At 48.4% G+C, this 24774-nt stretch carries 15 protein-coding genes and 3 tRNA genes; 7 read left to right on the plus strand and 11 right to left on the minus strand.

Features of this window, described 5'->3' with window-relative positions; translation table 11 throughout:
• Window positions 1-516 precede the first annotated feature (516 nt).
• Window positions 517-1452 carry a tetratricopeptide repeat protein gene (locus Cabys_RS17820; protein ID WP_006927992.1) on the plus strand — a complete coding sequence of 312 codons (936 nt, stop codon included), beginning with the start codon at window positions 517-519 and terminating at the stop codon, window positions 1450-1452.
• Window positions 1453-1499: 47 nt separating this feature from the next.
• On the opposite strand, the gene carB is transcribed toward Cabys_RS17820, so the two are convergent.
• The 4 genes from carB to Cabys_RS17840 all read right to left on the minus strand — a co-directional run bounded on the left by carB (window position 1500) and on the right by Cabys_RS17840 (window position 9904).
• Window positions 1500-4697: a carbamoyl-phosphate synthase (glutamine-hydrolyzing) large subunit gene (gene carB / locus Cabys_RS17825; protein WP_006927990.1), complete on the minus strand. Its 3198-nt coding sequence runs from the start codon at window positions 4695-4697 to the stop codon at window positions 1500-1502.
• Window positions 4698-4719: 22 nt separating this feature from the next.
• Entirely contained in the window at window positions 4720-5796 is a 1077-nt protein-coding gene (gene carA / locus Cabys_RS17830) for a glutamine-hydrolyzing carbamoyl-phosphate synthase small subunit (RefSeq protein ID WP_006927988.1), read from the minus strand.
• Between the two features lie 662 nt (window positions 5797-6458).
• Complete coding sequence (locus Cabys_RS17835; RefSeq protein WP_006927986.1) at window positions 6459-7643, minus strand: NAD(P)/FAD-dependent oxidoreductase; 1185 nt, start codon at window positions 7641-7643, stop codon at window positions 6459-6461.
• Window positions 7644-7807: 164 nt separating this feature from the next.
• On the minus strand, window positions 7808-9904 hold the full coding sequence (locus tag Cabys_RS17840) for an acetate--CoA ligase family protein (RefSeq protein ID WP_006927983.1): 2097 nt from the start codon (window positions 9902-9904) through the stop codon (window positions 7808-7810).
• Between the two features lie 697 nt (window positions 9905-10601).
• On the opposite strand from Cabys_RS17840, the gene Cabys_RS20185 reads away from it, so the two are divergent.
• Window positions 10602-10739 carry a hypothetical protein gene (locus tag Cabys_RS20185; protein WP_169313629.1) on the plus strand — a complete coding sequence of 46 codons (138 nt, stop codon included), beginning with the start codon at window positions 10602-10604 and terminating at the stop codon, window positions 10737-10739.
• A gap of 388 nt (window positions 10740-11127) precedes the next feature.
• Window positions 11128-15123, plus strand: a complete 3996-nt coding sequence (gene porU / locus Cabys_RS17845; RefSeq protein ID WP_006927981.1) for a type IX secretion system sortase PorU — start codon at window positions 11128-11130, stop codon at window positions 15121-15123.
• Here the strand turns inward: porU and Cabys_RS17850 are convergent.
• Genes Cabys_RS17850 through mvaD form a run of 7 tightly spaced genes read right to left on the minus strand, consistent with a single transcriptional unit; the run spans window position 15106 to window position 23636 of the window.
• On the minus strand, window positions 15106-16125 hold the full coding sequence (locus Cabys_RS17850; RefSeq protein WP_006927979.1) for a WD40 repeat domain-containing protein: 1020 nt from the start codon (window positions 16123-16125) through the stop codon (window positions 15106-15108). The two genes, porU and Cabys_RS17850, sit on opposite strands and share 18 nt — an antisense overlap.
• Before the next feature lie 34 nt (window positions 16126-16159).
• Window positions 16160-17392 carry a glycosyltransferase family 4 protein gene (locus tag Cabys_RS17855; protein WP_006927975.1) on the minus strand — a complete coding sequence of 411 codons (1233 nt, stop codon included), beginning with the start codon at window positions 17390-17392 and terminating at the stop codon, window positions 16160-16162.
• Between the two features lie 11 nt (window positions 17393-17403).
• Complete coding sequence (locus tag Cabys_RS17860) at window positions 17404-18660, minus strand: glycosyltransferase family 4 protein (protein WP_006927973.1); 1257 nt, start codon at window positions 18658-18660, stop codon at window positions 17404-17406.
• A 33-nt stretch (window positions 18661-18693) separates the two neighbouring features.
• Window positions 18694-19263, minus strand: a complete 570-nt coding sequence (gene idi, locus Cabys_RS17865) for an isopentenyl-diphosphate Delta-isomerase (protein WP_006927972.1) — start codon at window positions 19261-19263, stop codon at window positions 18694-18696.
• A 16-nt stretch (window positions 19264-19279) separates the two neighbouring features.
• A complete protein-coding gene (locus Cabys_RS17870; protein WP_071777813.1) occupies window positions 19280-21562 on the minus strand; it encodes a hydroxymethylglutaryl-CoA reductase, degradative in 2283 nt (760 codons plus the stop codon).
• 26 nt (window positions 21563-21588) lie between these two features.
• Complete coding sequence (locus tag Cabys_RS17875; RefSeq protein ID WP_006927968.1) at window positions 21589-22653, minus strand: mevalonate kinase family protein; 1065 nt, start codon at window positions 22651-22653, stop codon at window positions 21589-21591.
• Window positions 22650-23636: a diphosphomevalonate decarboxylase gene (mvaD, locus tag Cabys_RS17880; RefSeq protein ID WP_006927967.1), complete on the minus strand. Its 987-nt coding sequence runs from the start codon at window positions 23634-23636 to the stop codon at window positions 22650-22652. Before mvaD ends, Cabys_RS17875 begins: the two co-directional genes overlap by 4 nt.
• 201 nt (window positions 23637-23837) lie before the next feature.
• Here mvaD and Cabys_RS17885 point away from each other — a divergent pair, with 201 nt between their 5' ends.
• From Cabys_RS17885 to Cabys_RS17900, 4 genes are all read left to right on the plus strand, one after another.
• Window positions 23838-24446 carry an XTP/dITP diphosphatase gene (locus Cabys_RS17885; protein WP_006927966.1) on the plus strand — a complete coding sequence of 203 codons (609 nt, stop codon included), beginning with the start codon at window positions 23838-23840 and terminating at the stop codon, window positions 24444-24446.
• A gap of 53 nt (window positions 24447-24499) precedes the next feature.
• Window positions 24500-24573: transfer RNA gene (locus Cabys_RS17890), tRNA-Pro, on the plus strand.
• A gap of 7 nt (window positions 24574-24580) precedes the next feature.
• Window positions 24581-24654, plus strand: a tRNA-Arg gene (locus tag Cabys_RS17895).
• Window positions 24655-24663: 9 nt separating this feature from the next.
• A tRNA-His gene (locus Cabys_RS17900) sits at window positions 24664-24737 on the plus strand.
• Window positions 24738-24774: the final 37 nt, after the last annotated feature.

Consider the following 24774-nt stretch of genomic DNA (forward strand, 5'->3'; position numbering starts at 1 on the left):
AAAAACCGTTTGTCTGGTTAAAAAAATAATTAATCACATCCCATCTTGAACACTAAAACGACTTAAGTTGTTTAAAAACAATACATCGTTCTTTTTTATTACCACTACAATATTTAAATTCTTATCTTTTTCCTACCTAATAGCCTGGGCTTGATCTTCAATGCCTGCGCCATTAAATAACGGATCGCTTCCGGTTCGGTCGTATCTCTTATGCCCAAAAAATCTCTTTTCTGACCTTCTCCCCGCTAATCTCAATTACGTAGCCATCCCGATGCTTAACAAGAATAGCACAAAATTAGCAGTTTTTAGTTGCCTGCACTCCCTTTCCCCTGCTACATCACTTTTCACTGCGTTGAAACATTGTTGTTTGCACATTTTAGTCTGCCTTTATTTCATCGCAGCCCTTGGCCTCTTGCGAAACACATACCTCTGTGGAATTTCGTATTTCAAACCGCAACTTTTTGCAACATTTAATCTCCTTTTTCGTTATTTTCCAGAAAACAACAGGAAACGGTTATGAAATATCTATTTTTTTTCTTTTGGCTATTCACTGCGCTGCTCGTCGCCCAGACGCCTTACTTAAAACAGGTGGAGCACCTTATTCACCAACACCAATTCGATCAGGCGCTTGAACTGTTAAAAGCCCATCAAACAGATCCGGAAGCGCTTTATTACCAGAGCGTTATTCATCTGGTGCGCGGCAATATCAACCGGGCAATTGAACTGGCAGAAAAAGGCCTGGCAAAGGCGCAGGATAAGGATCGCTTTTACGAATGGCTGGGAGATATTTACTCGGTCAAAGCGCAAACCGCTAACATTTTCTCCGCAATGCTAACCGCCGCGAACATCAAAAAGAACTGGCAAAAGGCCATCGAGTTTAATCCCGACAATCTAAAGGCTAAAGAAAAACTGTTCATGTTTTATCTGATGGCGCCGCAAATGGCCGGCGGCGACCAGGAGCAGGCTTTGAAACTGGCAAAAGAGGTCGCCCAAAAAGACACCCTGCGCGGCCGACTGCTGATGGCACGCTATTACCAAAAACAAAAAGATGTAAAGCGGGCCGAAGAAACCTACTTAAGCGCCTTCAACCAGGCGCCGGATAGTATCCATGTTTTACGCGAACTGGCCTCGTTTTATATGAAGCAAAAACAATTTGAAAAAGCCAGAAAATACGTTCGGAAAATACTTGAATTAAAACCGCAGCAGGCAGAAAGTTACGATTTTTTCGGCGATTTTTATCTGCAGCAGGACAAACTGGACTCGGCGCTGACACAATACGAAAAAGCCATAGAGATCGATCCGTTCCTGTACCGCATTCAATTCAAAAAGGCAAAAGTGTTGGCTCGACTTGGCCGCAAAAACGAAGCCAGAGCCATCGCACAAAAATTGCTGAACGAAGAAGTCTTTTTTACCATGAAAAGACAACTCAAGAAATTTATTGATGAACTTTAAAACGAAAAATCGATCAGTTCGCTCCAGGGCGGCACAATTTACGCCCTTTAATACTCTTCCCAGCTTTTGATCTGGATGTTTTCCATTCCCCCGTTTTGCAGGGATTCGATAAACCGCATGGCAATTTGACGATTGGTAATCAGCATTTTATTGAAATCCACCGCTGCACGGCGAATCAAATAGCCGTTGGTCAGCTCTTCCTTCTGGAAATTCTTAGGGATATTAATGACCAGATCGATTTTGCCATCTTTGATGTAGTCAATAGCATTTGGTTTTTTGTCTTCCAGCGGCCAGTGCAGGCGCGTAACTTTTAAACCGTTTTCTCTTAAAAATTTAGCCGTTCCGCCGGTGGCGTACAGTTTAACGCCCATGGCGCTCAGTTGACGCACAGGCTCCAATAATTCTGCCTTTGATGTAATGGTACCGGTGGAGAGCAAAACGCTTTTAATGGGCAGCCGAAAGCCCACGGCCTGCATGGCTTTTAAGAACGCCTCATTAAAATCATCGCCCAGGCAGGCCACTTCGCCGGTGGAAGTCATTTCTACGCCCAGAGCAGGGTCGGCGCCTTCGAGACGCGTAAAAGAAAACTGCGGGGCCTTAACGCCCACATAATTCAGCTCAAACAACGAGCGATCCGGCTTTTCCACCGGCGCGCCGACCATCACACGCGTAGCCAGATCGATTAAATTGTATTTTAAAATTTTAGAGACAAACGGAAAACTGCGCGAAGCCCGCAAATTACATTCGATAACCTTAACCTCATTGTCCCGCGCTAAAAACTGAATGTTAAAAGGCCCGTGGATGTTTAAAGCGCCGGCAATTTGTGCGGCCACCTGTCGAACCTTGCGAATGGTTTCCAGATACAGGCGCTGCGGCGGAAACACCAGGGTGGCGTCGCCGGAATGCACGCCGGCATTTTCCACGTGTTCCGAAATGGCATAGGCCACCATTTCACCGTTGCGCGCCACCGCATCGATTTCAATCTCTTTGGCGTTGATTAAAAATTTTGAAATCACCGTCGGATGCTCCGGCGAAAGGTTGACGGCTTTTTGCAGATAGGCCTTCAACTCGTCGTCGTTAGAAGCCACGGCCATGGCCGCGCCGCTTAAAACATACGAAGGGCGCACCAGTACCGGGTAGCCCACCTGCTGAGCAAAGGCCATGGCCTCTTTTAAAGAAGTCAACTCTTTCCACAGGGGCTGGTCGATTTTTAAACGATCCAGAAGGGCTGAAAATTTGTGGCGATTCTCGGCGTTGTCGATATCCCGCGCCTTCGTTCCCAGGATCGGGATACCGGCTTCTTCCAGCGCTGTTGCCAGATTATTGGGGATTTGTCCGCCCACGGAGATAATGACGCCTTTGAGTTTTAGCTTGCGGAAAACTTCCACAACGGTTTCCAGCGAAATCTCGTCAAAAATCAACATGTCCGACTGGTCATAGTCCGTACTGACCGTTTCCGGATTGTAGTTGAGCATCACGGTTTTGTAGCCCAGTTTTTTGAGGGTTTCCCCGGCATTAACGGCGCACCAGTCAAACTCCACCGAGCTGCCGATGCGGTAAGAGCCGGAGCCCAGGATGAGGATGCCCTGCCCACCGTCTTCAAAACCTTTCACATCGTCTTCCATGGCGTTGTAACTGAGGTACAGGTAATTGGTCTGCGCTGGATATTCGCCGGCCATGGTGTCGATCTGCCGGATGTAAGGCACCAGTCCGGCGCGCATCCGCCAGTTGCGCACGTCATCTTCCGAAACGCGGCACAGGCGCGCAATCTGTAAATCCGAAAAGCCGGCTTGCTTGGCGCGCCGCAAAAGCGGCGCCGGCGGCTGATGCTCATTAAAAAGGGAGAGTTCACGGGCAATTTGCGCCACCTTTTGCAGTTTAAACAAAAACCAGCGATCGATGCGCGAAAGCTGGTGCACCTCATCGACGGTAAAGCCCAGATCATAAGCCTGCATGATGGCAAAAATACGTTCTTCGGTGGGCGCCCGCAATTCGTCGGTTACGTCTTCAAACTTAAAGTTCTCATTGCCGGTCAATCCCAGCGCGCCAATCTCCAACATGCGCAAGCCTTTTTGCAAGGCTTCCTCAAAATGGCGGCCAATGGCCATGATTTCGCCCACAGACTTCATGCCCGAGCCGATTTTGCGCGAGACCAGACGAAACTTCTTTAAATCCCAGCGCGGAAGTTTAACCACCACATAGTCCAGCGCCGGCTCAAAAAAGGCCGACGTACTCTTTGTAACCGCATTGCGTAATTCTGGCAGGGTGTAGCCCAGCGCCAGCTTTGCCGCCACAAAGGCCAGCGGATAGCCAGTCGCTTTGGAGGCCAGCGCCGAGCTGCGTGAAAGCCGGGCGTTGACCTCAATAACGCGATAATCGGATGTCTCCGGATTTAAAGCGTATTGAATGTTGCATTCGCCCACAATCTTTAGATGACGAATCACCTTAATGGCGATTTCGCGCAGGTGATGGTATTCGTCGTTGCTTAAAGTTTGACTGGGCGCCACCACAATGCTTTCGCCGGTGTGGATGCCCATAGGGTCAAAATTTTCCATATTACAAACGGTGATGCAGTTGTCTTCCCGATCGCGCACCACTTCGTATTCGATCTCTTTCCAGCCGTGTAGATATTCTTCAACCAAAATCTGCGGCGCCAGACTCAGAGCGCGCGTGGCTTTTTCTATCAACTGTTGTTCATTGTCACAATAGCCGGAGCCCAGACCGCCCAGAGCATAGGCCACGCGAATCATAACCGGGTAGCCGATCTTTTCGGCCACTTTAACCGCCTGCTTCACCGTGGTGGCCACATCGCTGCGCGCGGTTTTTACATCGATTTCTGCCAGACGCCGGATAAATTGCTGCCGGTCTTCCGTATCGATGATCGTTTGCGGGCGAGTGCCCAGAACTTCCACATCGTATTTCTGCAATACCCCCTGCCGAAAGAGCGTAAGCCCCGTATTCAGCGCCGTCTGTCCGCCAAAGCTCAGCAATATGCCTTCCGGACGCTCTTTAGCAATCACCTGCTCCACGTATTCCGGCGTGACGGGCAAAAAATAAATTCGATCCGCCAGATCTTCTGAAGTTTGAATAGTGGCAATATTGGGATTAACCAGTATGGTGTAAACGCCTTCTTCTTTTAAGGCTTTAATGGCCTGACTGCCGGAATAATCGAACTCCCCGGCTTCGCCGATTTTTAAAGCGGCAGATCCTAAAATCAACACTTTTTTGTAATGACTTTTGGTCACTTTTTTTGCGCTCCTTTTACCGTCAACTTTTAATGATCTCCATGAACTGATCGAACAAAAACCGCGTATCGGTGGGGCCGGGCGAGGCTTCCGGATGAAACTGCGTGCTCATAAAACGTCCGGAATGGTGAATAAGCCCTTCGCTGGTTTGATCGTTTAAATTGGTAAAAAACGGTTGCCAGTCCTCTGGGATGGTGCTTTGGTCCACGGCGTAACCGTGGTTTTGCGAAGTGATGTAAGCGCGATTGGTCTGGCAATTGATCACCGGTTGATTTTGACCGCGATGACCGTATTTCATTTTGTAGGTTTTAGCGCCAATGGCCAGCGCCATGATCTGATGCCCCAGGCAGATGCCAAAGGTCGGCACGCCTTTGGTCAAAACTTTTTGCGTGTGCTCGATGGTTTCAACGCACAAAGCGGGATCCCCAGGGCCGCTGGAAAGCAAAACGCCGTCGGTCTTTTCTTCCTCCACAGGATAATTCCAGGGCACACGCAAGATTTGTACATCGCGTTGCAGCAACTCTTCCATAATACTGTGCTTGCACCCGCAATCAACCAGGGTAATGCGCGTTTTGCCGCGACCCATTAACTGCGGCTTTTCGATGCTGACCTTTTGCACCAGATTTTCCTGGTTCGGATCGTAAAAATCGATCTCCTGATCGCCGATTACCAGCTTGGCCAGCATAACCCCTTTTTCTCGGATGCGCCTGGTTAAGGCGCGCGTGTCAATTCCGGAAATGGCGGGAATTTTTTGATTATACAACCACTGCGCCAGACTGGTTTTGGCCTGCCAGTGCGAATAATCCAGCGAATAATCATCCACCACCAGAGCCGAGATCATGCCTTTGGGAGCCTCGTACCATTTGAACAAATCCTGCTCCGTTTCTGCCGGCGGCATGCCGTAATTGCCAATTAACGGAAAGGTCAAAACCAGAATTTGCCCGAAATAAGAGGGGTCCGTTAATGCCTCCGGATAGCCGGTCATACCTGTGTTAAAAACGATTTCGCCGGCGGTGGACTGCGGATAACCGAATGAAACGCCGTAAAAAACGCTGCCGTCTTCTAAAATCAAGCGGGCGACTGTTTGCGATTCTACCATGAAAGATTTTCTCTTTTTTTGATGTCCGTATTTTGGGATTGTAGTTTAAATAATTATGCAAAATAATGCAAGATTTTTATTCTACTAACTGAATGTCCCCCAAATTTTTAAGTTTACAATATTTTTTCTAAGATCATTTTTACAACTCACCCCCTAATCTCATAATTGCTACCACGTTAGGTATGCTGTTGTCCCCCTCTCTTCGACGAAGAGAGGGGGATTAAGGGGGTGAGTTTTTCATACATTCAGCTAATGTATTCCCTTAAATATCAATCTATTATAAGGTCTTTGTTTGAAATTTTGGGGGACATTCAGTTTTATTCTACTAAGGCAGCAAAGCCGCAACCAAAATCAACCACAACGTGCGCAAAATAATTTTCTCGCTGATTACGCCAATAATCGCAATGATTAAAAAAACTATTTCAAGCGACCACAGAAAGCTCAGAGGAGTCACAAAGAGCGCAAATAGTTTTAAAAATTTAAAATAGTTCCAATTACCCTCATCCTCTTAATCTCCTTTTCCAAGAATAAAAGTCTGGGAAAGGGGAACGCTGAAAGTGGACAGTTGCCATTCAACCATTCAACTAATCAACTATTCAACCAATCCAGATGTAAAAAGGTTTTCCCGGGCCTGCAAATTAGACTCAAATGATTTCCGGCGACTAATCACGTAAAACAAACTCAAAGTCTGTTGAAAGATGGCTAAAAAAACGACGGAAGGCGCCCTGGCTGTGGCGCGCAAACCAGAAAAATGATTCTAACAACCACGGAGCGTACCGCATGCCCCGCACAAACCAAACGGAGCGGCGGATGACCGGCCCCAGTTCTTTCCAGGCTTCGGCTTCATAGCGCCTTAAAAATGAAGCGGAAAAATCATCTACATCAAACGCCTCAAGCGCCACATTCGCGGCTATCATGCCCGTTTTAAGCGCATTGTGGATGCCCTCGCCGCTTAAGGGATCCACCCAGTAGCCGGCATCGCCCACCAGCATGGCGCCGTCAAAAACACGGGGCGTTTTGTACAATCCAGCCAGTGGAATGGGCCAGGCTTTAAGGCCGTCAATCGCCATATCTTCTAAAATCCGTTCCTTGAGTAACGGGCGATTCAACAATTCGAAAAAGTGTTTTTTTAGATTGATGCTCTTTTTTTGATAGAGATCGGCCGGCAGGCCGAGCCCAATATTGGCCTGATTGTGTCCCGTGGGGAAAATCCAGAAATAGCCGGGTTTTAGTTCCGACGTCCAGATGAATTCGACCGCATGTTCCATGGTCTTAAAGCCTTTGATGTAGCCGCGAATGGCTAAAAAGCGGTGTGTTGGCGGGATTTTGGGAACGCCAGCCGAACGGGCGACAATCGAACCGGCGCCATCGGCGCCGATAACCAGCTTTGCCGTCAGGCGTTCGACTTGCTTTTCCTTTTTGATCGTTACGCCGCAAATTCTACCCTGCCTGCGAACCACGCCCGACACTTCGGCCTGTAAAAAACGGGCGCCGCTGTGCAGGGCGCTTTGCAGCAAGGCATGGTCTAAGTGGCGACGTTCAATGATTAAAAAACCGGCTTTGTCGTGCCTGGATTGAAACGGAACCTCCAGCGCTTGCAGCCGCGGCGTGACAAAACGAATGGCGTTTATGGCGTAAATCTGCGTGGCTTCCAGAAAATCAAAAACTTCTAATTCGTTTAAAAGTTTAACGGCGCCCGGCGTCAAACCGTCGCCGCACACTTTCTCCCGCGGAAAGGCCTTTCGGTCGATCAGCAGAACCTTCAGGCCCTTTTGCGCAAGCGCTTTTGCCGCGGCGCTGCCGGCAGGTCCTGCGCCGGCAATAAGGACATCGTAATCGTATTTCATCCAGGCCCCTGAATCAATGTGCGTTTGCGTAAAAATAGAAGATTTAACAAAAGGGCGCGTCGTCTTAATCCTCGCGCCCTTAAAATAGCGTTTAAAAGATCGTTTCATCGCGCGGCCAGAACATCGCTGTTTAACGCGCAGTCAACGTCATTTTTAAACGCGGACTAATCGGCGAAGGTGGCGCGAAAATCAACCGCAACCGGCTCCTCCATGCCCGCCCCCCAGATAAGCGGATTTAAATCGATTTCGGCAATTTCCGGATGTTCGGCCAGCAAAAGGCTGAAATAATGAATTAATTTGCCGAATTTAAAAAAGTCGAGCGGCGGAATATTGCGAAAACCTTTCATCAGCTTCTGACCGCGCAATTCGTTTAACATCTCCTGCGCTTCGTACACATTGACCGGCGCAATACGAAAGGCCACGTCTTTCAGCACTTCCACAAAAATTCCGCCCAGCCCTACCATCAGCACCGGGCCAAACAACGGATCTCGTTTGCCGCCGAGCACCAGCTCCAGTCCCTTGTTCAACTGCTTTTGAACCAGAAAAAGAGGATGAACATGGTGAGGCAGAACATCTTGCGCTTTTTGGGACATCTGCTCAAATGCCGTTTTAAAATCCGGCAAAGAATTTAAACCAAGACGCACAAAGCCCTCTTCCGTTTTGTGAATGATCTGCTCGTTGGCAATTTTCAGAACCACGGGCCCTTTCGCCGCCTTAAAAAAGGTTTCCAGCTCATCCCAGTTTTCGCTTAATCTGAAATCGGCTACGGGAATTTTGTATTCGGCTAACAATTGGAGTAAATCTTTTACCGGAAGCTGCTGTCCGGATTTTTTTTGCAACTGTTCGGTATGCAACGTCGCCGGCCGGGTGGTGGCTTCCGATTTGAAAAAGCGTTGTTGTAGTTGCTGGTAATCCCACATCTTTCCCAGAACTTTAACGGCCGTTTCGGGATAGGAGAAGATCGGCATGTGCAGGCGGGAAAAGAGTTCCAGACCGGCCGTTTCGTCGCGTTGGGCCATTAGAACCGGAATAATGGTTTTGGCACAGTTGCTAACCACTCCTTCCAGGCGTTCAACGATCTTTGCAGGCGTGGTATCCACTGGCGGTTTGACAATAATCAACACCACGCTGTCCACCTGAGGATCTTTTAATACCACTTCCAGAACATCATGATACGTGTCATGGTCAGCGCTGGCAATCATGTCAACCGGATTGGCGCAGGCAGCCTCCGGCGGTAAAATATCTTTTAACCGTTCAATGGTAGAAGGCTGTAGTTCGGCCAATTGCAGCCCGCAAGATTCCAGCGCATCGCTGGCCAGAATGCCCGGCCCGCCGGCGTTGGTCACAATGGCCACACGCGGCCCTTTCGGTAAATGCTGAAGGGAAAGCGCGCGCGCCAGATCAAACATCTCTTCCAGAGTTTCGCAGCGGATGACGCCGGCCTGTTTCAAAAATCCGTTTACGATGTGCTCCGGATTGGCCAGCGCGCCGGTGTGCGAAGAAGCGGCCCTCTGTCCGCTGTCGGTTTTGCCGGCCTTCACCGCCAGCACAGGTTTGCGCGTTACAATGGACTGGCAGGCCTCCATGAAAGGCTGCGGGTTGTCGATGCTTTCCAGATAAAGAGTAATCACATTAGTATTGGTATCGTTCTTTAAAAACTGCAGAATGTCGTGTTCGCTGATGACCGCCTTGTTGCCGGTGCTTACAAATACTGAAAATCCCAGATCCGTTTGCGCGGCCAGCTCCAGAATGGCAACGCCCAGCGCCCCGCTTTGTGAAATGTAGGCCACATGGCCGGCCCGCGGAAGAGTCGGCGAAAAGGTGCCGTTAAACATCACTTCGGGGTCCGTGTTAAAAATGCCCATGCAATTGGGCCCCACCAGATTCATATCGTACTTTTGCGCTAACTTGACGAGTTGCTTTTCGCGTTCAAGTCCTTCGCCGCCAACCTCCTTAAAGCCCGCGCTAACGACGATAACATCTTTAACGCCCGCCTCGCCTAACTCTTTTAAAGAATCCAGCACAAACTGCGAGGGCAGCAAAATAACGCCCAGATCGGGCGTTTGCGGAAGAGCCGCCAGTGAGGCAAAACATGGAATGCCGTTGATCTGATCTGCTTTGGGATTAATAATGTATATTTCGCCCCTGTAGTTCATGCGTAAAATGGCGTCTAAAAATTTTTTCCCCAGAGAGCCCTCCTTGCGGGAAACGCCAATCAAAACAATGGATTTCGGTCGTAAAATTTTTTCCAGGCTGTGCATTTGTATTCTCCTTTAATTTTAAAACGCTTTCCAGATTTTCTGAAAAAATCTCCGCTTTTTGCGCATTTCAAAGCCATTCAACGGTAATCTATCTGAAGATAAGAAAATTTACAACGGAATTAGAAACAAAAAAAGTTTTTATTGAGCATTCTGGAATGTCTCTCAAAATTTGTAGAAAACTAAAATGTTTGCTAAATATAATTCCTAAACTTCGACTACTACAGCATGTGTAAGTAAATTTGTCTCCCCCTCTCTTTTAAAAAATAGAGTTCTGCAAAATGCACATACATGTCATTTCGAATCCCGATTTATCGGGATGAGAAATCTTCTAACTTCAACAAAAACAAAAGATTTCTCGTCGCTCCGCTCCTCGAAATGACACTAAAATTTACATTTTGTAGAACTCTATTAAAAAATTGAGGGGAGAGTCTGGCCAATGGAAATTTTCTCCTAAGGTGTTTAATATTGCAGTATTTGCCAGTTTCTATTCGAATAATCAAACTACATCCTCTTCAACTCTTACACACTTAATATTTTTCTCTTTCCACGGTGTTTGGCATTTTGCCAGAGTAGCCCTCACCACCTCGAATCTCTCTCCCGGAATAGAAGTCGGAGAGAGGGAGACGTTGCCGGCGGGCGATTTTTCCAAAAAGTGGTCTGGAATCCGGGTTTTGGGCAATAAGCATTCGGCGTGATAATGAAAGAGCCAAATAATGAAGGATTTTATCCCGTTGTTCAATTGTGTAAACCGTTAAAACGGTTTCCTCCGGGCTCCTGGCGGGATGATCAGGTGATGGGGCATTTCTGGTTTCCCGCCGTTGAAACGACGGGCTAATCTCAATTTGTCCCTACGGGACTTTTTAAAATAGGACAATCGATCTGACATTTTACGCTTTCCCTTTCGTTATTCGTCGATGGCGGCAGGCTTTTCACGACGTAACCCTCACCCCTTCATTCCCCATCTCCCGATTTTCGGCGGGGGGGAGGACTAATGTAAGATTTTCTATGGTTTTAAAAAAATATACATTTAATTTCGCTTTTGAGACATCCCCAGGATGGGGGATGAGTTTTTAAAAAAGAACAAAAATTTTCAAATCCCGACCGGACGGGATAGATCTTCCAGAGGAAGTATCCTAATTACTATGTGGGCGTTTTTTTCTATTGATAAAATCAATAACTTAGGCTAAATTGGCACTTGTTAATTTTAAATGAGGATGTTTTGCATGACGCGCAAAAATTTTTGCTTTTTGTTTTTTTTGATGGTCTTTAGCGGTCAGCTTTTTGCCATAAATATAAATAATTACCCCGATGTGACCGTACTGCAGTCGAACGAGCAGGGCATGATCATTGAATGGCGCCCGGCGCAGTTAAACGTGCAGAGCGTCACTATCGATCAGCGCTCCTTTCAGCAAATCAGCATTTTAGAAGGAGAATCGTTGAGCAAGCCGGGCCAGCCAGACATCCCCTGGCGCACCTTAACCATCGGCCTTCCGGATGAGACTCCGGCCAGAATCACGGTGTTAGAGGCTCAAACGCGGACGCTGGAAAATACCGATCTGGCGCCGATGCCTTCCGGCGTTTTCGACCGCTCTGGCCTTAGCAATTTTCGTTACATTTTAAACGACTCGCTGTACAAAACGGCCGGTCCGCTCCCACAATCCATCGTGCGCGCCAATCCGCCCGCTTACTTCCGTGATTTGCCGGTGCAGTCCCTTTTACTCAGCCCCGTTCAATATTTTCCGGCGAGCCATCGTCTGGTTTTGTACGAACGCGTCAAATTGCAAATCACCTTTGCCCGAAAAGCGAGCGGAACGACGGGCGCAAAACGCAAAGAATTGTTGGACGATGTTGCCCGGCAAAACATATTGAACTTTGAAGTGGCGCAAGACTGGCGCAAGCCGCTCAAAAAAGCGTTGAAAAAAACCGCTCTTTTACCGCCAGGACCTTTTTACAAAATAACGATTAAAGAAGACGGACTGTACAAAATTACGCCGTCGGTGCTGGAAACGGCCGGCATCGATTTAAACAGCTTCACCATCGATCAAATTCAGATGTTCAACAACGGCGGGCATGAATTGAACTACAATACGCGCTCAGTGTATTTCAATCCGCCCTTCACCCAGGAAATTCCCGTTCTTGTTTTTGACCAGAACAATGACGGTAAATTCAATGGTTCTGATTATATTTTGTTTTACGGCAAACATGTCAATAGCTGGTTTTACAATCCGCTTACCAATGATTTTACGTACCAGCAGCACACCTTTGCCACAGAAAATATTTACTGGCTTAGCGTAAACGGAAGCGGCGGCAAGCGCATGCCCCAAACACAAAACTTGCCGACCAGTGCCACGGCCACGGCGGATTATTTTTACGATCGTTTTCATTTCGAAGAAGACCTGTACAACCTGCTGGGATCCGGCCCGGACTGGTACGGCCACCGTTTCTTTGGCCGGTCGGGCGGTTACAGCAATGATTTTTCTATCCTGCCTAAAACCGATGCCGCCGGCGCCACGGCTCGTTTCAGAATTCAGTTTAAAGGCGGTTCCGGTATTTTGTGGACCGATTACGAAAATTATCGCTATGAATTTAGCATTCTGCTGAACAATAATTCCGTATTTAGCAGAATTACTTTCAATAACGCCTCACGCATTGCCTTTAATAAAGACCTGACCGACCTGACCTGGTTAAAATCTGGCGCCAACACGCTGAGCATCAACTATCAGGGCAATCTGGACGCCTGCAATGTTTATCTGGACTGGTTCGAGCTCATTTATCCCAGAGGGCTGGCAGCCGAAGGCAATCAGCTGGTAATTTACGCCGATGAGAATACGCAAGCCGTCCGATACACTGTTACCAATCTGAGCGATGGCGTCGATTATTACATTTTTGATGTAACCGATCCGGTGAATCCGCTTGTGCTGGCGGCTGACTTAACGGCCGCCAACGGCGCTTTGTCTTTTAATTTGCCGCCATCTTCCAGCAAACGGATGTTACTGGTCAGCTCCCTGAGTTCCTCAAAAGTAAAATTCGTTACCGGCGTAACAGCTTTCACGCCGCGTGTCGATTTGTTAAATCCTGCCAACCAGGCGGATCATATTTCGATAACGCACAAAACCTTTTTACCTTATGCTGAGGAAATTGCCAGCCTGCACAAAGGTAATTTAACCACATTCGTGACTTGCATGGAAGACATCTATTTTTATTTCAATTCCGGCGTGCCTGACCCCACGGCCTTGCGCAATTTTTTGCGCTATACCAGAGATTACTGGGCCGATCCCGCCCCCAGCTTTGTGCTGTTTTTTGGCGACGCGCACTACGACTATCGCAATATTAACCTGCCAGACACCATTCGCGTTCCCACCTGGGAAATTTATGACGCCGGTGAAATTGACAGCCGTTGTACAGATGATTATTTCGTGGATCTTGACTATTCTGGTACAAGCAGATTCAGTAGCTTTACGCCGGATATCGCCATCGGCCGCATTCCGGTCGAAAGCGTGCTGGATTGCGAACGCATTGTTGAAAAGATGCACGATTATCATTTCAACTCCATTCAGGACGGCTGGCAAACCAATATTACGCTGGTGGCGGACGATCAGTACGGAAACAATAACAGCTCCACAGAATACATGCATCAATCGCAGTCCGAAACCATCGCCAAGCTGCCGCAGATGCGTAAATTTATTTTAAACAAAGTCTATCTTTCCGCCTTTCCATCCGTTCCTGGCGGATTTTTGCGCATCAAGCCCGAGGCCAACGAAGCGCTGATCAACTATTTAAATCAGGGCACGTTGATTGTCAATTACATCGGGCACGGCAGTCCCACCAAATGGGCGCATGAAGATGTTTTTAACATGGATCGAGATTATCCACGGATCATCAACGAAGGACGGTTGTGCTTTTTGGTTGCCGCCACCTGTGATTTTGGCAAATTCGACGATCCGCACGAACCAAGCTTCACCGAGGCGCTAATCTGGAAGGAAAAGAACGGCATTATCGGAGCGCTGGCCTCCACCCGTCTGGCCTATTCCACGCAAAATGCCACCCTGGCTTCTAATTTTTTCCAGAACTTATTCCCCTTAAACCAACCGTCAAACAAACTGGGGCTGGCCAAGTTAAGCGCCCTGGGAATCAGCTCCAGCGTAAACGATCAGAAATACATTCTATTTGCCGATCCGGCCATGGTGCTGGCCGATCCCAAAGAGAAGATCGAAATCACGGAAATCAATCCCGATACGCTTAAAGCCTTGAGCAAAGTAACGGTAAAAGCTCGGGTAGAAAGCGGCAATTCGTTTAATGGCGAAGCCGTTTTACTGGTTCATGACGCGGCTTATGAAAACGTGCGCACAGACAACGGATTTTCGCCCATTACGCTGATCGGGCCGCGCATCTTTAAAGGCGAAGTGGATGTGCAGGACGGCCTGCTAACCGGGCGCTTTATCGTTCCCAAGTCCATTCGTTACGTGGACCGTCCAACGGGCAGGGTAACCATTTACGCCCATTCCCCAGAATCCAACCTGAGCGCCATGGGCTACAACGATCAACTGCTGATCAATGGCTCCGAAAGCGACGTCAACGATCAGCAGGGGCCGGAAATCGACGTCTATTTTAAAGATCAGGAAAATTTCACATCCGGCGACTTAATTCCGGACAACACCATATTGATTGTGCGTTTAAAAGATGAAAACGGCATTAACATCACCGGAGAAACCGGCCACAATATTTCTTTGCAAATAGACCAGGAAGCGCCCAAAGACATTTCCGGTTTCTTCGCCTACGACAAAAATTCCTTTCAACAGGGAAAAATCGAATACCCGTTAACCCAGCTCAAGAGCGGAGAGCACACCATCAAAATTCAGGCCTTTGACAACTTGAACAACCTGAACACCACCGAAGTGCTGATTAAAGTGGCCGCCACAGACAATATTTTGCTGACCGATGTGGTCAATTATCCCAATCCCTTCCGGGATCAAACGCGCTTCACCTTTCAGACCAATGTGCCGGGCGCTGATGTGAAAATTAAAATCTACACGGTAACCGGTCGTTTGATTCAGGAGCTTCACGGCGTTTCTGTGATGGGCTACAACGATGAAATTGAATGGGACGGCCGCGACCGCGATGGCGACGAAATCGCCAATGGCGTGTATCTCTACAAAATCATTTTACGCGAGGGAAATAAAGAAAAAACGCACATCGACAAATTAGTTATCATGCGTTAAATTATCCGGCTTTTCCGGCCAGACCAGACGAACCAGGCGCTGGCCGGTTTTAATCCTCAGTCTTGACGTTAATTCTAATTGACGGGTATTAAAATCAAAAACCGTGAAGGTAAGGTCTAAATTTTCTGCGTTTACGCTAACCACAAATTGTTTTTCCCGACTAACCACAAAGTCAACGATCGGCGTGGCGGTTGAATACAGGGTCTGCTCTTTGGCGCCGGATATGCTGGCCAGCTTTACGCTTCCGCTAGATTCTGGCGCCCAGATAACGGTAAAATTATCAACAAAACGTACTTTACCCACTCGATCCCCGGGCATTAAACGCATATCTGTCAAATCAAAAATTCTGCCCTCGGCCGTCAGGTAAAATTCGCCGGGCGAAAATTGATCGGCATGCAGCGCGGTTGGATGTAACTGCGTGGGGTTTTGCCGGGTAATGAAGCGTACGTAAAACCCATCCGCTCTGGAAAAAGCAAGCCATTGCCCGGAAGGAGAAAGCAATGGATGCCAGCTCTCCTGCAATGCATCTTCATCCATTAAATATGACTGACCATTAGAAAGATAAAAAAAACAAATATTCCGGGACTGATCAACCTGGCACTGGTAAACGGCCAGAGCGGCGTCTGCATTGCAACTTAACTGCCCGGTCGGCTCCTCAGGCGCGTTAAAGATTTTTATTTTTCTTTCGCGTAACAAATCAAACTGAATTAACGAATCCGGCGTCAGAGCCAGCAGGTAGCGGGCATTGGCGGAAATAGCAAAATCAAGGAGCGGTTGTTGGCTTAAACGCAGCGTGTCAAATTTTGCAAGGACGGGATCAAAAGTCGAAACAAAATCGTTGCCCGACAGCAAAAAATAGACGGTATTCGAAGGATTGGGTTTGGGGTTGGCATCGTTGCCCGTAGTGGTTTCGCTGGAAAAGCGGGAGCAGGCCATGCCGAAGACCATGCAACAAAAAATTGCCAGACGAATCATTATCCAGACTCTACCCCACGCTTTCATGAAAAGCGCTCCGATTTTACCCCACACCGCTTTTTCAGGTAATTTTTTCTAAAAATGGTTTTAAATCTTTTTCGTAAATATTATCCCACACATAGTCTTTCATCACCTTTCGGAACCAGCGCGCCGTGCGATTATTTTGCACAACGGCCTGAATTTTTTCTGCAATCTGCTGCGGTTCTTCTTTTAAATCGAAATAGATCGCTTCGTTTGGAGCAATGGAACGGAAGGGCGGAATATCCGAGCAGACGATGGGCAGTTTAATCATGCCCGCTTCCAGCAGTGGAATGCCAAAGCCCTCGATTTTACTGGGCATGAACAAAACGTCGGAAATCAGGTAGAGGTCGTGCATGGTAACGCGGCTGGCCGGCAACTTGCCGCCGCCGTTAAACTGGTAATCGGCCACCATAACGATAGAGTTGAGCACATTTAAACGTTCGGCCAGGCGAATCAACTTTTGATGGTAGCGTACAGTTTTCCGCTCATGTGGGTCGTAAGCGCCGGTTACCAATAGTTTGGCGTTCAGTCCCTTTTGGCGCAAAGCGTGCAACACTTCAATGGACAGCTCGATGTTTTTACGCGGATGCAGCCGGGAAGGCTGAACCATAATCAAATCGGCCATGAACAATTCCTGTTCCTGAATCAAACGCACGGTCTGTGGATCAAGCCGAAAAAAACGAATGGGATCGATACCGTTGGGAATCACCGTAATGTCGTTTTCGGCAAGCTGGTACAACTCCCGAAATTCAACGGCGCGGCTTTCGGAAATGGTCACGTAATGGATGTTCGGATTGTAGGTTTTCAGAATACGAAACGGTTCCAGGTCCAATTCCTGCGGGTAATTGTTGTAAAAAAAGGGGGAATCATGGTTCCAGTTAACCACGGAAATCACCTTTTCATTGGCCAGTTGGTGCAAAGCGTTGGTCAGCGGCAGATTGTAAGGCATCGATAGCACATTGTGGGCGATTAAAACGTCAAACCGCTGTAAAGCCTTTTTCAAAGAGTTAAAGATTTTCTGAGCAATGGCCCTCAGTTGGGCCTGGTTTTCGACGGGCTTTTGCTGCAGTTTTTTAATCTCGCTGTTTTGCGAGGATAGCAGCGGGCTAAAATAGAAATCAATACCGCTTTGAAAATAATCACCCACACCCGCCAGAACTTTAACCGGATGATGATATCGATGAAATAACGACGCCTGTTGCCGAATGATCTCTTCGACGCCGCCTACCACCGGCGGGCAAGAATAATGTAAAATGGCTATGTTCTTTTGCATTCGATTTCCCTTTAGGGTTTAAACGTGTTGATCAAATAAATCAGCTTCTCCTCCGCCACTTCGTACGAAAAGTACTTTTTGGCCAGCTCGTAATTTTTTTTGACCATCCGTTCGCGCAGCTCTTCGTCTTTGAGAACGCGCTTGATTCTGGTTATGGCTTTTTTGGTGGCAAAACCGTCAATGGTGATCACGTCAAAGCCCTTTGGTTCGATGTCCACGCGGTAAATGGAATAACGGTTAACAACGATGGGCTTCATGTAGTAGATGGCCTCCAGAAAGGCGTTGCCAAATCCCTCGTAGCCGCTGGGGTAGGTGATCAGGTCGGCGCAGCGATAAACATCTTCAATCGTGTACTTTTTGCCGCCGCGACGGCGATTATCGCCGATCAGGTGATCGATAAGCGCCAGTTGAATTTTGTGTTTATCGGCATATTCCACGATGCGCTGGTAGTAATCCTGTCCCTCGTCGCCGGCCGAATGGGAAATGACCAGCATCGGTTTTTTCAGGTTGAGATAACTGACAATTTCGATGGAGCGTTCAATCCATTTGCGCGGAACGATTCTGGTGGGCTGTAAAATAAAGGGTTCGTCCTGGGCCAGGCCGATAATTTCACGCAGCTTGCAATTTTTACGCTGCGTAATAATGGGCTCTTCTTCAAAATCGAGTACATTAGGTATAATGGTGTTGCTGATCCCCACCCGGTAACTCAATTCTTTGGAAGCCAGCGAATTGATAACCACGTGTCGAATGTGGGGATGATCAGGTGGAAAGGCCATGTTCAGGTAGTCCTGACAGGCATTAACCAGAAAGCGGTCGCGCTCCCAGAAAAAATCGTGGTGGTGGGCAATGGTCGGAATGCCCGTTTCGTTAATAAATTCGGTAATGGCCAGCCCCAGCGGAATGTTCATCGGAATGGTCAAAGCGTTTTCCGGAATTAAAAGATCAATGTCAAATTTTTTGATAAAACGGTACAGCTCTGCCTTAATTTTTTCTTTTAACTGGTGGATTTTAGCAGTGATTTCGGGCTGGCGCGTACGCACGCCGAAAACAGATTCCGTAATTTCTTTGATAGCCGGATGATCAAAAAAGGCTTCTTCTACCACCATGGAACGAGATTTTGGCGTGGAGAGCTGACCGGCAAAAAAGAAGCAGTCAAAGCGATTGCGCTCCAGAATTTCGACCCATTTGGCAATTTCCAGAGAAACGCCGTCGGTGCCGGCAATGCGCGTTGAAATAAAGCCAACATTTTTAATCGGTCGATTTAACATGACGCCTCTTCCCCCTCGCTTTATCTCCCCTTATTATCTGGCAGAAATCATTTTTTTAATTTCGGGCCAGAATTCTCTGCGAATGCGCTCCCATTCCATTTTAAACCAGGGCGTAAACTGCGCGGGATGGGCCTGCATTTCTTTTTCCAGGTCTTCGGGCGAGATGTAACGAATGGCCGCAATTTCATTAGGATTAACGGCCGGCGGCTCGTCGGTTTTGCCCACGTACACCGCGCACAGTTCGTTTTCTGAACCGACATCTTTGAATCTGGCCTGGTACTGAAATTTAAACAAAAATTTTAACGGCGCTGCCAGGCCCAGTTCTTCCTGAAGGCGCCGCCGGGTAGCTTCTTCGTAGGTTTCGCCCTTACGCGGATGGCTGCAGCAGGTATTGGACCAGAAGAGCCCCCACAGCCGCTTATCCTGACTGCGCTGCTGCAAAAGCAGCTCGCCCTGGCTGTTAAAGATAAAAATGGAAAAGGCGCGGTGCAGCAAACCGTCGCCGTTATGGCAAACGTCCTTGGTCTCGTAACCAAGCACATTATCGTTTTCATCCACCAGGATCAATTTTTCATCGTCAAAGGAGACAATCTGATCGTTCACAATGCAGTCCTCATTTTTATTTTAAATCGGTAATGTAAGCCCGATAACCGACGTTACGAATGGCTTTGGCCACTTTTTCGGCATTTTCCGGGCAGAGGGCAATAATGGCTCCACCGCCGCCACCGCCGGTCAGTTTGGCGCCTAAAGCGCCGTTGTTGCGGGCAATTTCTACTAACTCTTCGATTTCCCTGCCGGAAACCTGAAGGGCGTTTAACAGGCCCTGGTTGATATTCATCAACTGTCCGAGGTGTTCCAGATCGTAGTTTTCGATGGCTTTGGCTGCTTCCAGCACCAGCTGATCGATTTCTTTAAAAATGTGATTGTACAAACGCTTGTTGTTCTCCCAGGCCCGACGCACGCGCGAAACCATTTTGGCCGTTAAACTTTCGGACCAGGTCAGACCGATTACAATGCGAATGGGCTGCGGAACACGTAATTCTTGAATTTTGGGCGGATTGCCTTTTTGAAAGAGTAAAAATTTGCCATAAGTGGCCAGCGTATTGTCAATTCCCGAAGCGGTACCATGCACAAGCTGCTCTGATTTGTAGGCCAGTTGAGAAATTTCTTCTAAACTAAGCTTAATCTTAAACTTTTCGGCCAGAGCGCGAATAATGGCCACCGCCAGCGAGGCCGATCCGCCAAGCCCCATGGCTCGCGGTACGTAAGGAAACACTTCAATTTTCATGTTCTCTTTCTCTAACCCCAACTCGTGTAAAATGAGGCTGAGCGAATTAAAAATGGAGTAGCGATATTCTTTTCCTTTTTGCAGGCGCTCTTCAACGCCCCAGCGGGAAATAATCAAATGGATGCCGTCTTCATCGCTGTCGGAAACCATGGCCTGCATGGCCAGGGGGATGGGCGCCGCAATGGCGTGCGCGCCGTAAACCACGGCATGCTCGCCAAGCAGAATAACCTTGCCGTGACCGGTAGGAATCTTCTGTTCGGAAGGAGCAAGGTACAGCTCGGCATTGGGCTTTTCTTCTTTGACGGCCAGTTCGTTGATGATTTCTCTAGCCTTCCACACTTTAATTTCATTGGTTTCGATTAACCGTTCCACAACCGTTTCAAAGATTTCGGGCGTGGCGCCGGCCGCCATGGCCACACTGCGGGCGTGCAGGCTCATGTGACCGCGCTGGATACCTTCTGTGGCCAGCGCGCGAATAGCCGAAAGGTTCTGGGCCAGCCCTACCGCAGCCAGCACCTGCGCCAGCTCAGCGGCCGAAGAGATGTTCAGCAGATGCAGGGCAATGGCCACCGTCGGATTGCTCTCCAGAGGGCCGCCAACAATCCCCACACGGATGGGAAGTTCAATAAAGCCGAGCAGGTCGCCGTTTTCCGCTTTTTCCCAGCGGGTTAACGAAGTGTACCTTCCGTTGCGCGCGGCGTAAGCGTGAGCGGCCGCTTCAATGGCCCGCCAGTCGTTACCGGTTGCAATCACCACCGGATCGATACCATTCATTATTCCCTTGTTGTGCGTGGTAGCCCGGTAAGGATCGGCCGCGGCAAATTCGTAAGCCAGAATGATCCCGTCGCGCACTTGCTCTCCGGAGTACCCTTTTCCTTCTAATAATTTAACCGGAATCCGGCACTGCGCCCTGGCCAGAGAGCGATCGGCCAAGTTGGAGAGAATGCGTAAAAAGACTTCGCCGCCGGTGATCTTTTCGATGAGCGAAGCCACGCCCTCGCACATACTGTTAACCAGATTGGCGCCCATGGCATCGCGCGTGTCCACCAACAGGTGAACCACCACCATGTCGCCGCGGCTGGATGCGCCGGATAAAATACGCACTTCCAGATCCTGAACGCCTCCGCCACGCGCCACCATTTTAGGATGTAAACTGTTGGCCAGATTGATGATCTCTTCTTTGTTTTGTAAAATGGCCTGCTTGGCAGCCGACGGATTTTTAACATCCACAATCTGAATTTGACCGATTAAAATGGGCCCGGTGTACTCAGCCGTAAAGCCCCCCGCCTGACGGACCACTTTGGCCGCCGAGCTCACGGCCGCCACAATGGAAGGCTCTTCCACCACCATGGGCACCACGTAATCTTTGCCGTTTACCTTAAAGTTCAAACCCAGCCCCATGGGCAAACCGAAAACGCCAATCACGTTTTCGATCATTCGATCAGAGTCTTCGCTACGCAACAAATGGTTGCCGTTTTTTAGCCTGATGTACTCTTCTTCGCTGATAAAATTGCGTTCTCGTAATATTTTTAAACGTTCCTGAATGCTCAATCTGTAAAAATTTGCGATTCGCGAACTCGGCATTTTTTTGTCCTTGTGTTTTTGTTCTTTCATCTAAATCTACTTAAATATGTAAAAAATTAAAAAGATTTTTCAAGGCGCACGCCTTCGGTAGCCACATCCACGTCCAGCGGAAAATAACCGCTGTTTTTGATGATGGTGATCGCCTCCGAAAACCTCTGGCGGTCATCGGAAAAGATTAAGCCGATGTCTCCGCTACCGGCGCCAGATGGCTTGTAAACCACGCCCGCTCGGTGCGCCAGATCGGCCAGTTTTTGATGAACGCCTGAGATAATCGGCATTCCGCTTTGATCGCCCAGGTTTTTGAGGGTAATGTAAAATTCACGAACCTTTTCCAGAAAAAGTTCCACCTGCCTCTGTTCAAAAGCCTGCAGCCCCTGAACGCTGAGCGCTTTTAATCTTTCCATTATCGGATCGTACACCTCCGGACGCTTCTCTTTTAATTGTTTAACGCCGCCTACCAGTTTAGTGGTGGAAGCGCTTTTACCGGTGAAAACAGGGCGGAAATACAGCCCCGCACAGGGCGAAACAGGTTGTGGCAGTTTGTTCACAGGATCGTTCTCGTAAATCCTTTCGTAATGCAAATAACCGCCAAAATAGCTGGCCGCCACATCAATACCGCTGCCCATTTTACCCTGCGCATGGTGATGCGCGCTTAAAGCAAGCCGAAAAATCTGCGCTTCCGTCATATCCAGCTTTGAAATGACAACCAGCCCTTTAACCAGCGCGGCGCAAAAAGCGGCGCTGGAGCCAAAGCCCATTTTGCTGTGAAATTGTTCAGCATAAAAGGCGTCGGTATTGATTGCAATGCGCAGGCCCTGGTTTTTCAAAGGATCAGGCAGCCGGCTGTACACATATTCCATGATTCCGGCAAAGAGAGTTAATTTACGCAGCGCTTCCTGCCCCAGAGCAGGATCAAAACGCACATGCGCGTTTGGTAAGATCACAAAAGGCAGCTCATGTAAGTTCAATGAAGGCGCCGAAAAGACAAACTCATTGCCCGCCAATCTTCCAATTTGCACGCTGGCCCGAACATCCACCGCGCAAACCAGGGCGGGGGCATCTTCAAGAACGGCGTATTCGCCCAGCAGAATCATCTTTCCCGGAGCTGTTACTCGAATCATTCGTCTGCCTCCAGAATCCGGGCATCAGGACCGGGCTTATTGCTTACCACCTCACGGATTCCCGGAATGGACTCCAGCATTTCTCTAACCTCGTTTTCATCTTCCGGTAAACAGAGCACCTTGATCTGCGGTCCGGCATCAATGGTAAAGTAAGCAGGGGTTCCACGCCGTCTTAGATCGCGTACGGCGTGCATTGCTTCTACGGTGACGCCATTCCAGTACAAAATACCCGGATTACTGCTTAAAGCCAGGGCATGCATTTTTAAACAGCTGTATTCGCTGAGCTCGCCTAATCGTTCAAAATCGCGATCAAGGATGGCCTGGCGCATGGCTGTTAAATCGGCGTGCTGAGCGTCGATCCAGGCCTGGTAATAAGGCGAGGTAGTTTTACTGAGATTCATGCCGGCGGTGGAACCAATTTTTTTGGCCGCGCCTGAGGTAATGCCAATAAGCAGACGGATGTCCCAGTGGGCTGGCGGAGCAATTGGTTCGGCAAAGGCGTCGCTGCCGTCTGCGCTTTGACCGGCGTGCATTTCAACAAAACCGCCCGGAATGGAACGCGCCGCCGAACCCGAACCCTGACGCGCCAGAACGGACAATTCTTTGCGTGACAAAGAAAGATGAAGCGCCCGCGCTGCGGCCAGCGTTAAGGCGGCAAATCCGGAAGCAGAAGAGGCCAGACCAGCAGCCGTAGGAAAGTTATTATGAGATTGGATGACCGCTTTGTGATTTATGCCGGCAAGCTTGCGAAGAACATCAAGGAAGCGAGACGTACGCCCTGTTTCTTCAGGCGAAGCTGTTTTATCATTTAAAATCAATTGATCTGTCTGAAATTGCGGACTGAATTCGATTTCGGTCTCTGTCCACAGCGCACTAAGCGTTAGCGAAATAGACCCCACCGCAGGTAAATTTAAACGTTCATCTCGTTTTCCCCAGTATTTAATAAGCGCGATATTGGAATGCGCCCTGGCTTTTGCCCGCATTTATTTCTCCTAAAATGTTGAATTTTAAATTTAAAAAAAATAATTACAATTTGCGAATATGATGTGCGAAAAACGGGAAATAGGCCTCCCAAACACCACTTTTATTACCAGCGTTTCAAAATAAGTTTCAATTTTAATCATTTTTTTCTAACTTTCCGTTAAACAAAAAAAGTAGAATTGAGTTCAAAGCTTGAGGATTGAATGAAGATTTTAATTGCCACGGGGAATAAACATAAACGGGAGGAAATCCAGCAGATCTTAAACGGATTGGAAGTGGAGCTGATTTCCATTGACCAGTTGCCTGAAAGTATTGAAGTAGAAGAAACGGGCGAAACATTTACCGAAAACGCCCGCTTGAAGGCAGAGGCCTACTTTGAGTTGACGGGGCTTCCTGTGCTGGCAGATGATTCTGGCCTGGAAGTTCCGGCCTTGAATAATGAACCTGGCGTACGTTCGGCGCGCTATGCAGGCGAAAATGCGGATTATTTGAAGAACAATCAATTACTGCTGGAGCGGATGAAAGACCTGGCCTCATCAGACAGGAAGGCTCGCTTCCGTTGTGTGATGTGCTTTAAGACATCAGAAGGCGAATGGTTTTTTGAAGGAATAACAGAAGGGGAAATTTTGCAGGAGTTTCGCGGCTCAGGAGGCTTTGGTTACGACCCGTTGTTTTATGTTCCTGCTTTGCAAAAGACCTATGCCGAGTTGACTCCGGAAGAGAAAAACCGAATCAGTCACAGAGGGCTGGCTTTAAAGAAATTTAAAAAATTTTTAAAAGAATACCTGAAAAAATTTGACAAACGTCAATAGAAGTTTTAAATTTGTGAGCTCTAATTTAAATTAGAGAGCAACGATTGTCCCATCGGGGCGTAGCGCAGTCTGGCAGCGCACCTGCCTTGGGAGCAGGGGGTCGGAGGTTCAAATCCTCTCGCCCCGACTTCGTTGCGCCCTTAGCTCAGTTGGATAGAGCAACTGCCTTCTAAGCAGTGGGTCGGAGGTTCGAATCCTCCAGGGCGTACATGAGATGGTGAGTGTAGCTCAGTTGGTTAGAGCACCAGATTGTGGCTCTGGGGGTCGTGGGTTCAATTCCCATCACTCACCCACTTGAAAAAAAGTTCTTACCTGTTTTTAGGTAAGA

This window comes from Caldithrix abyssi DSM 13497 (assembly GCF_001886815.1).
Lineage (GTDB): Bacteria > Calditrichota > Calditrichia > Calditrichales > Calditrichaceae > Caldithrix > Caldithrix abyssi.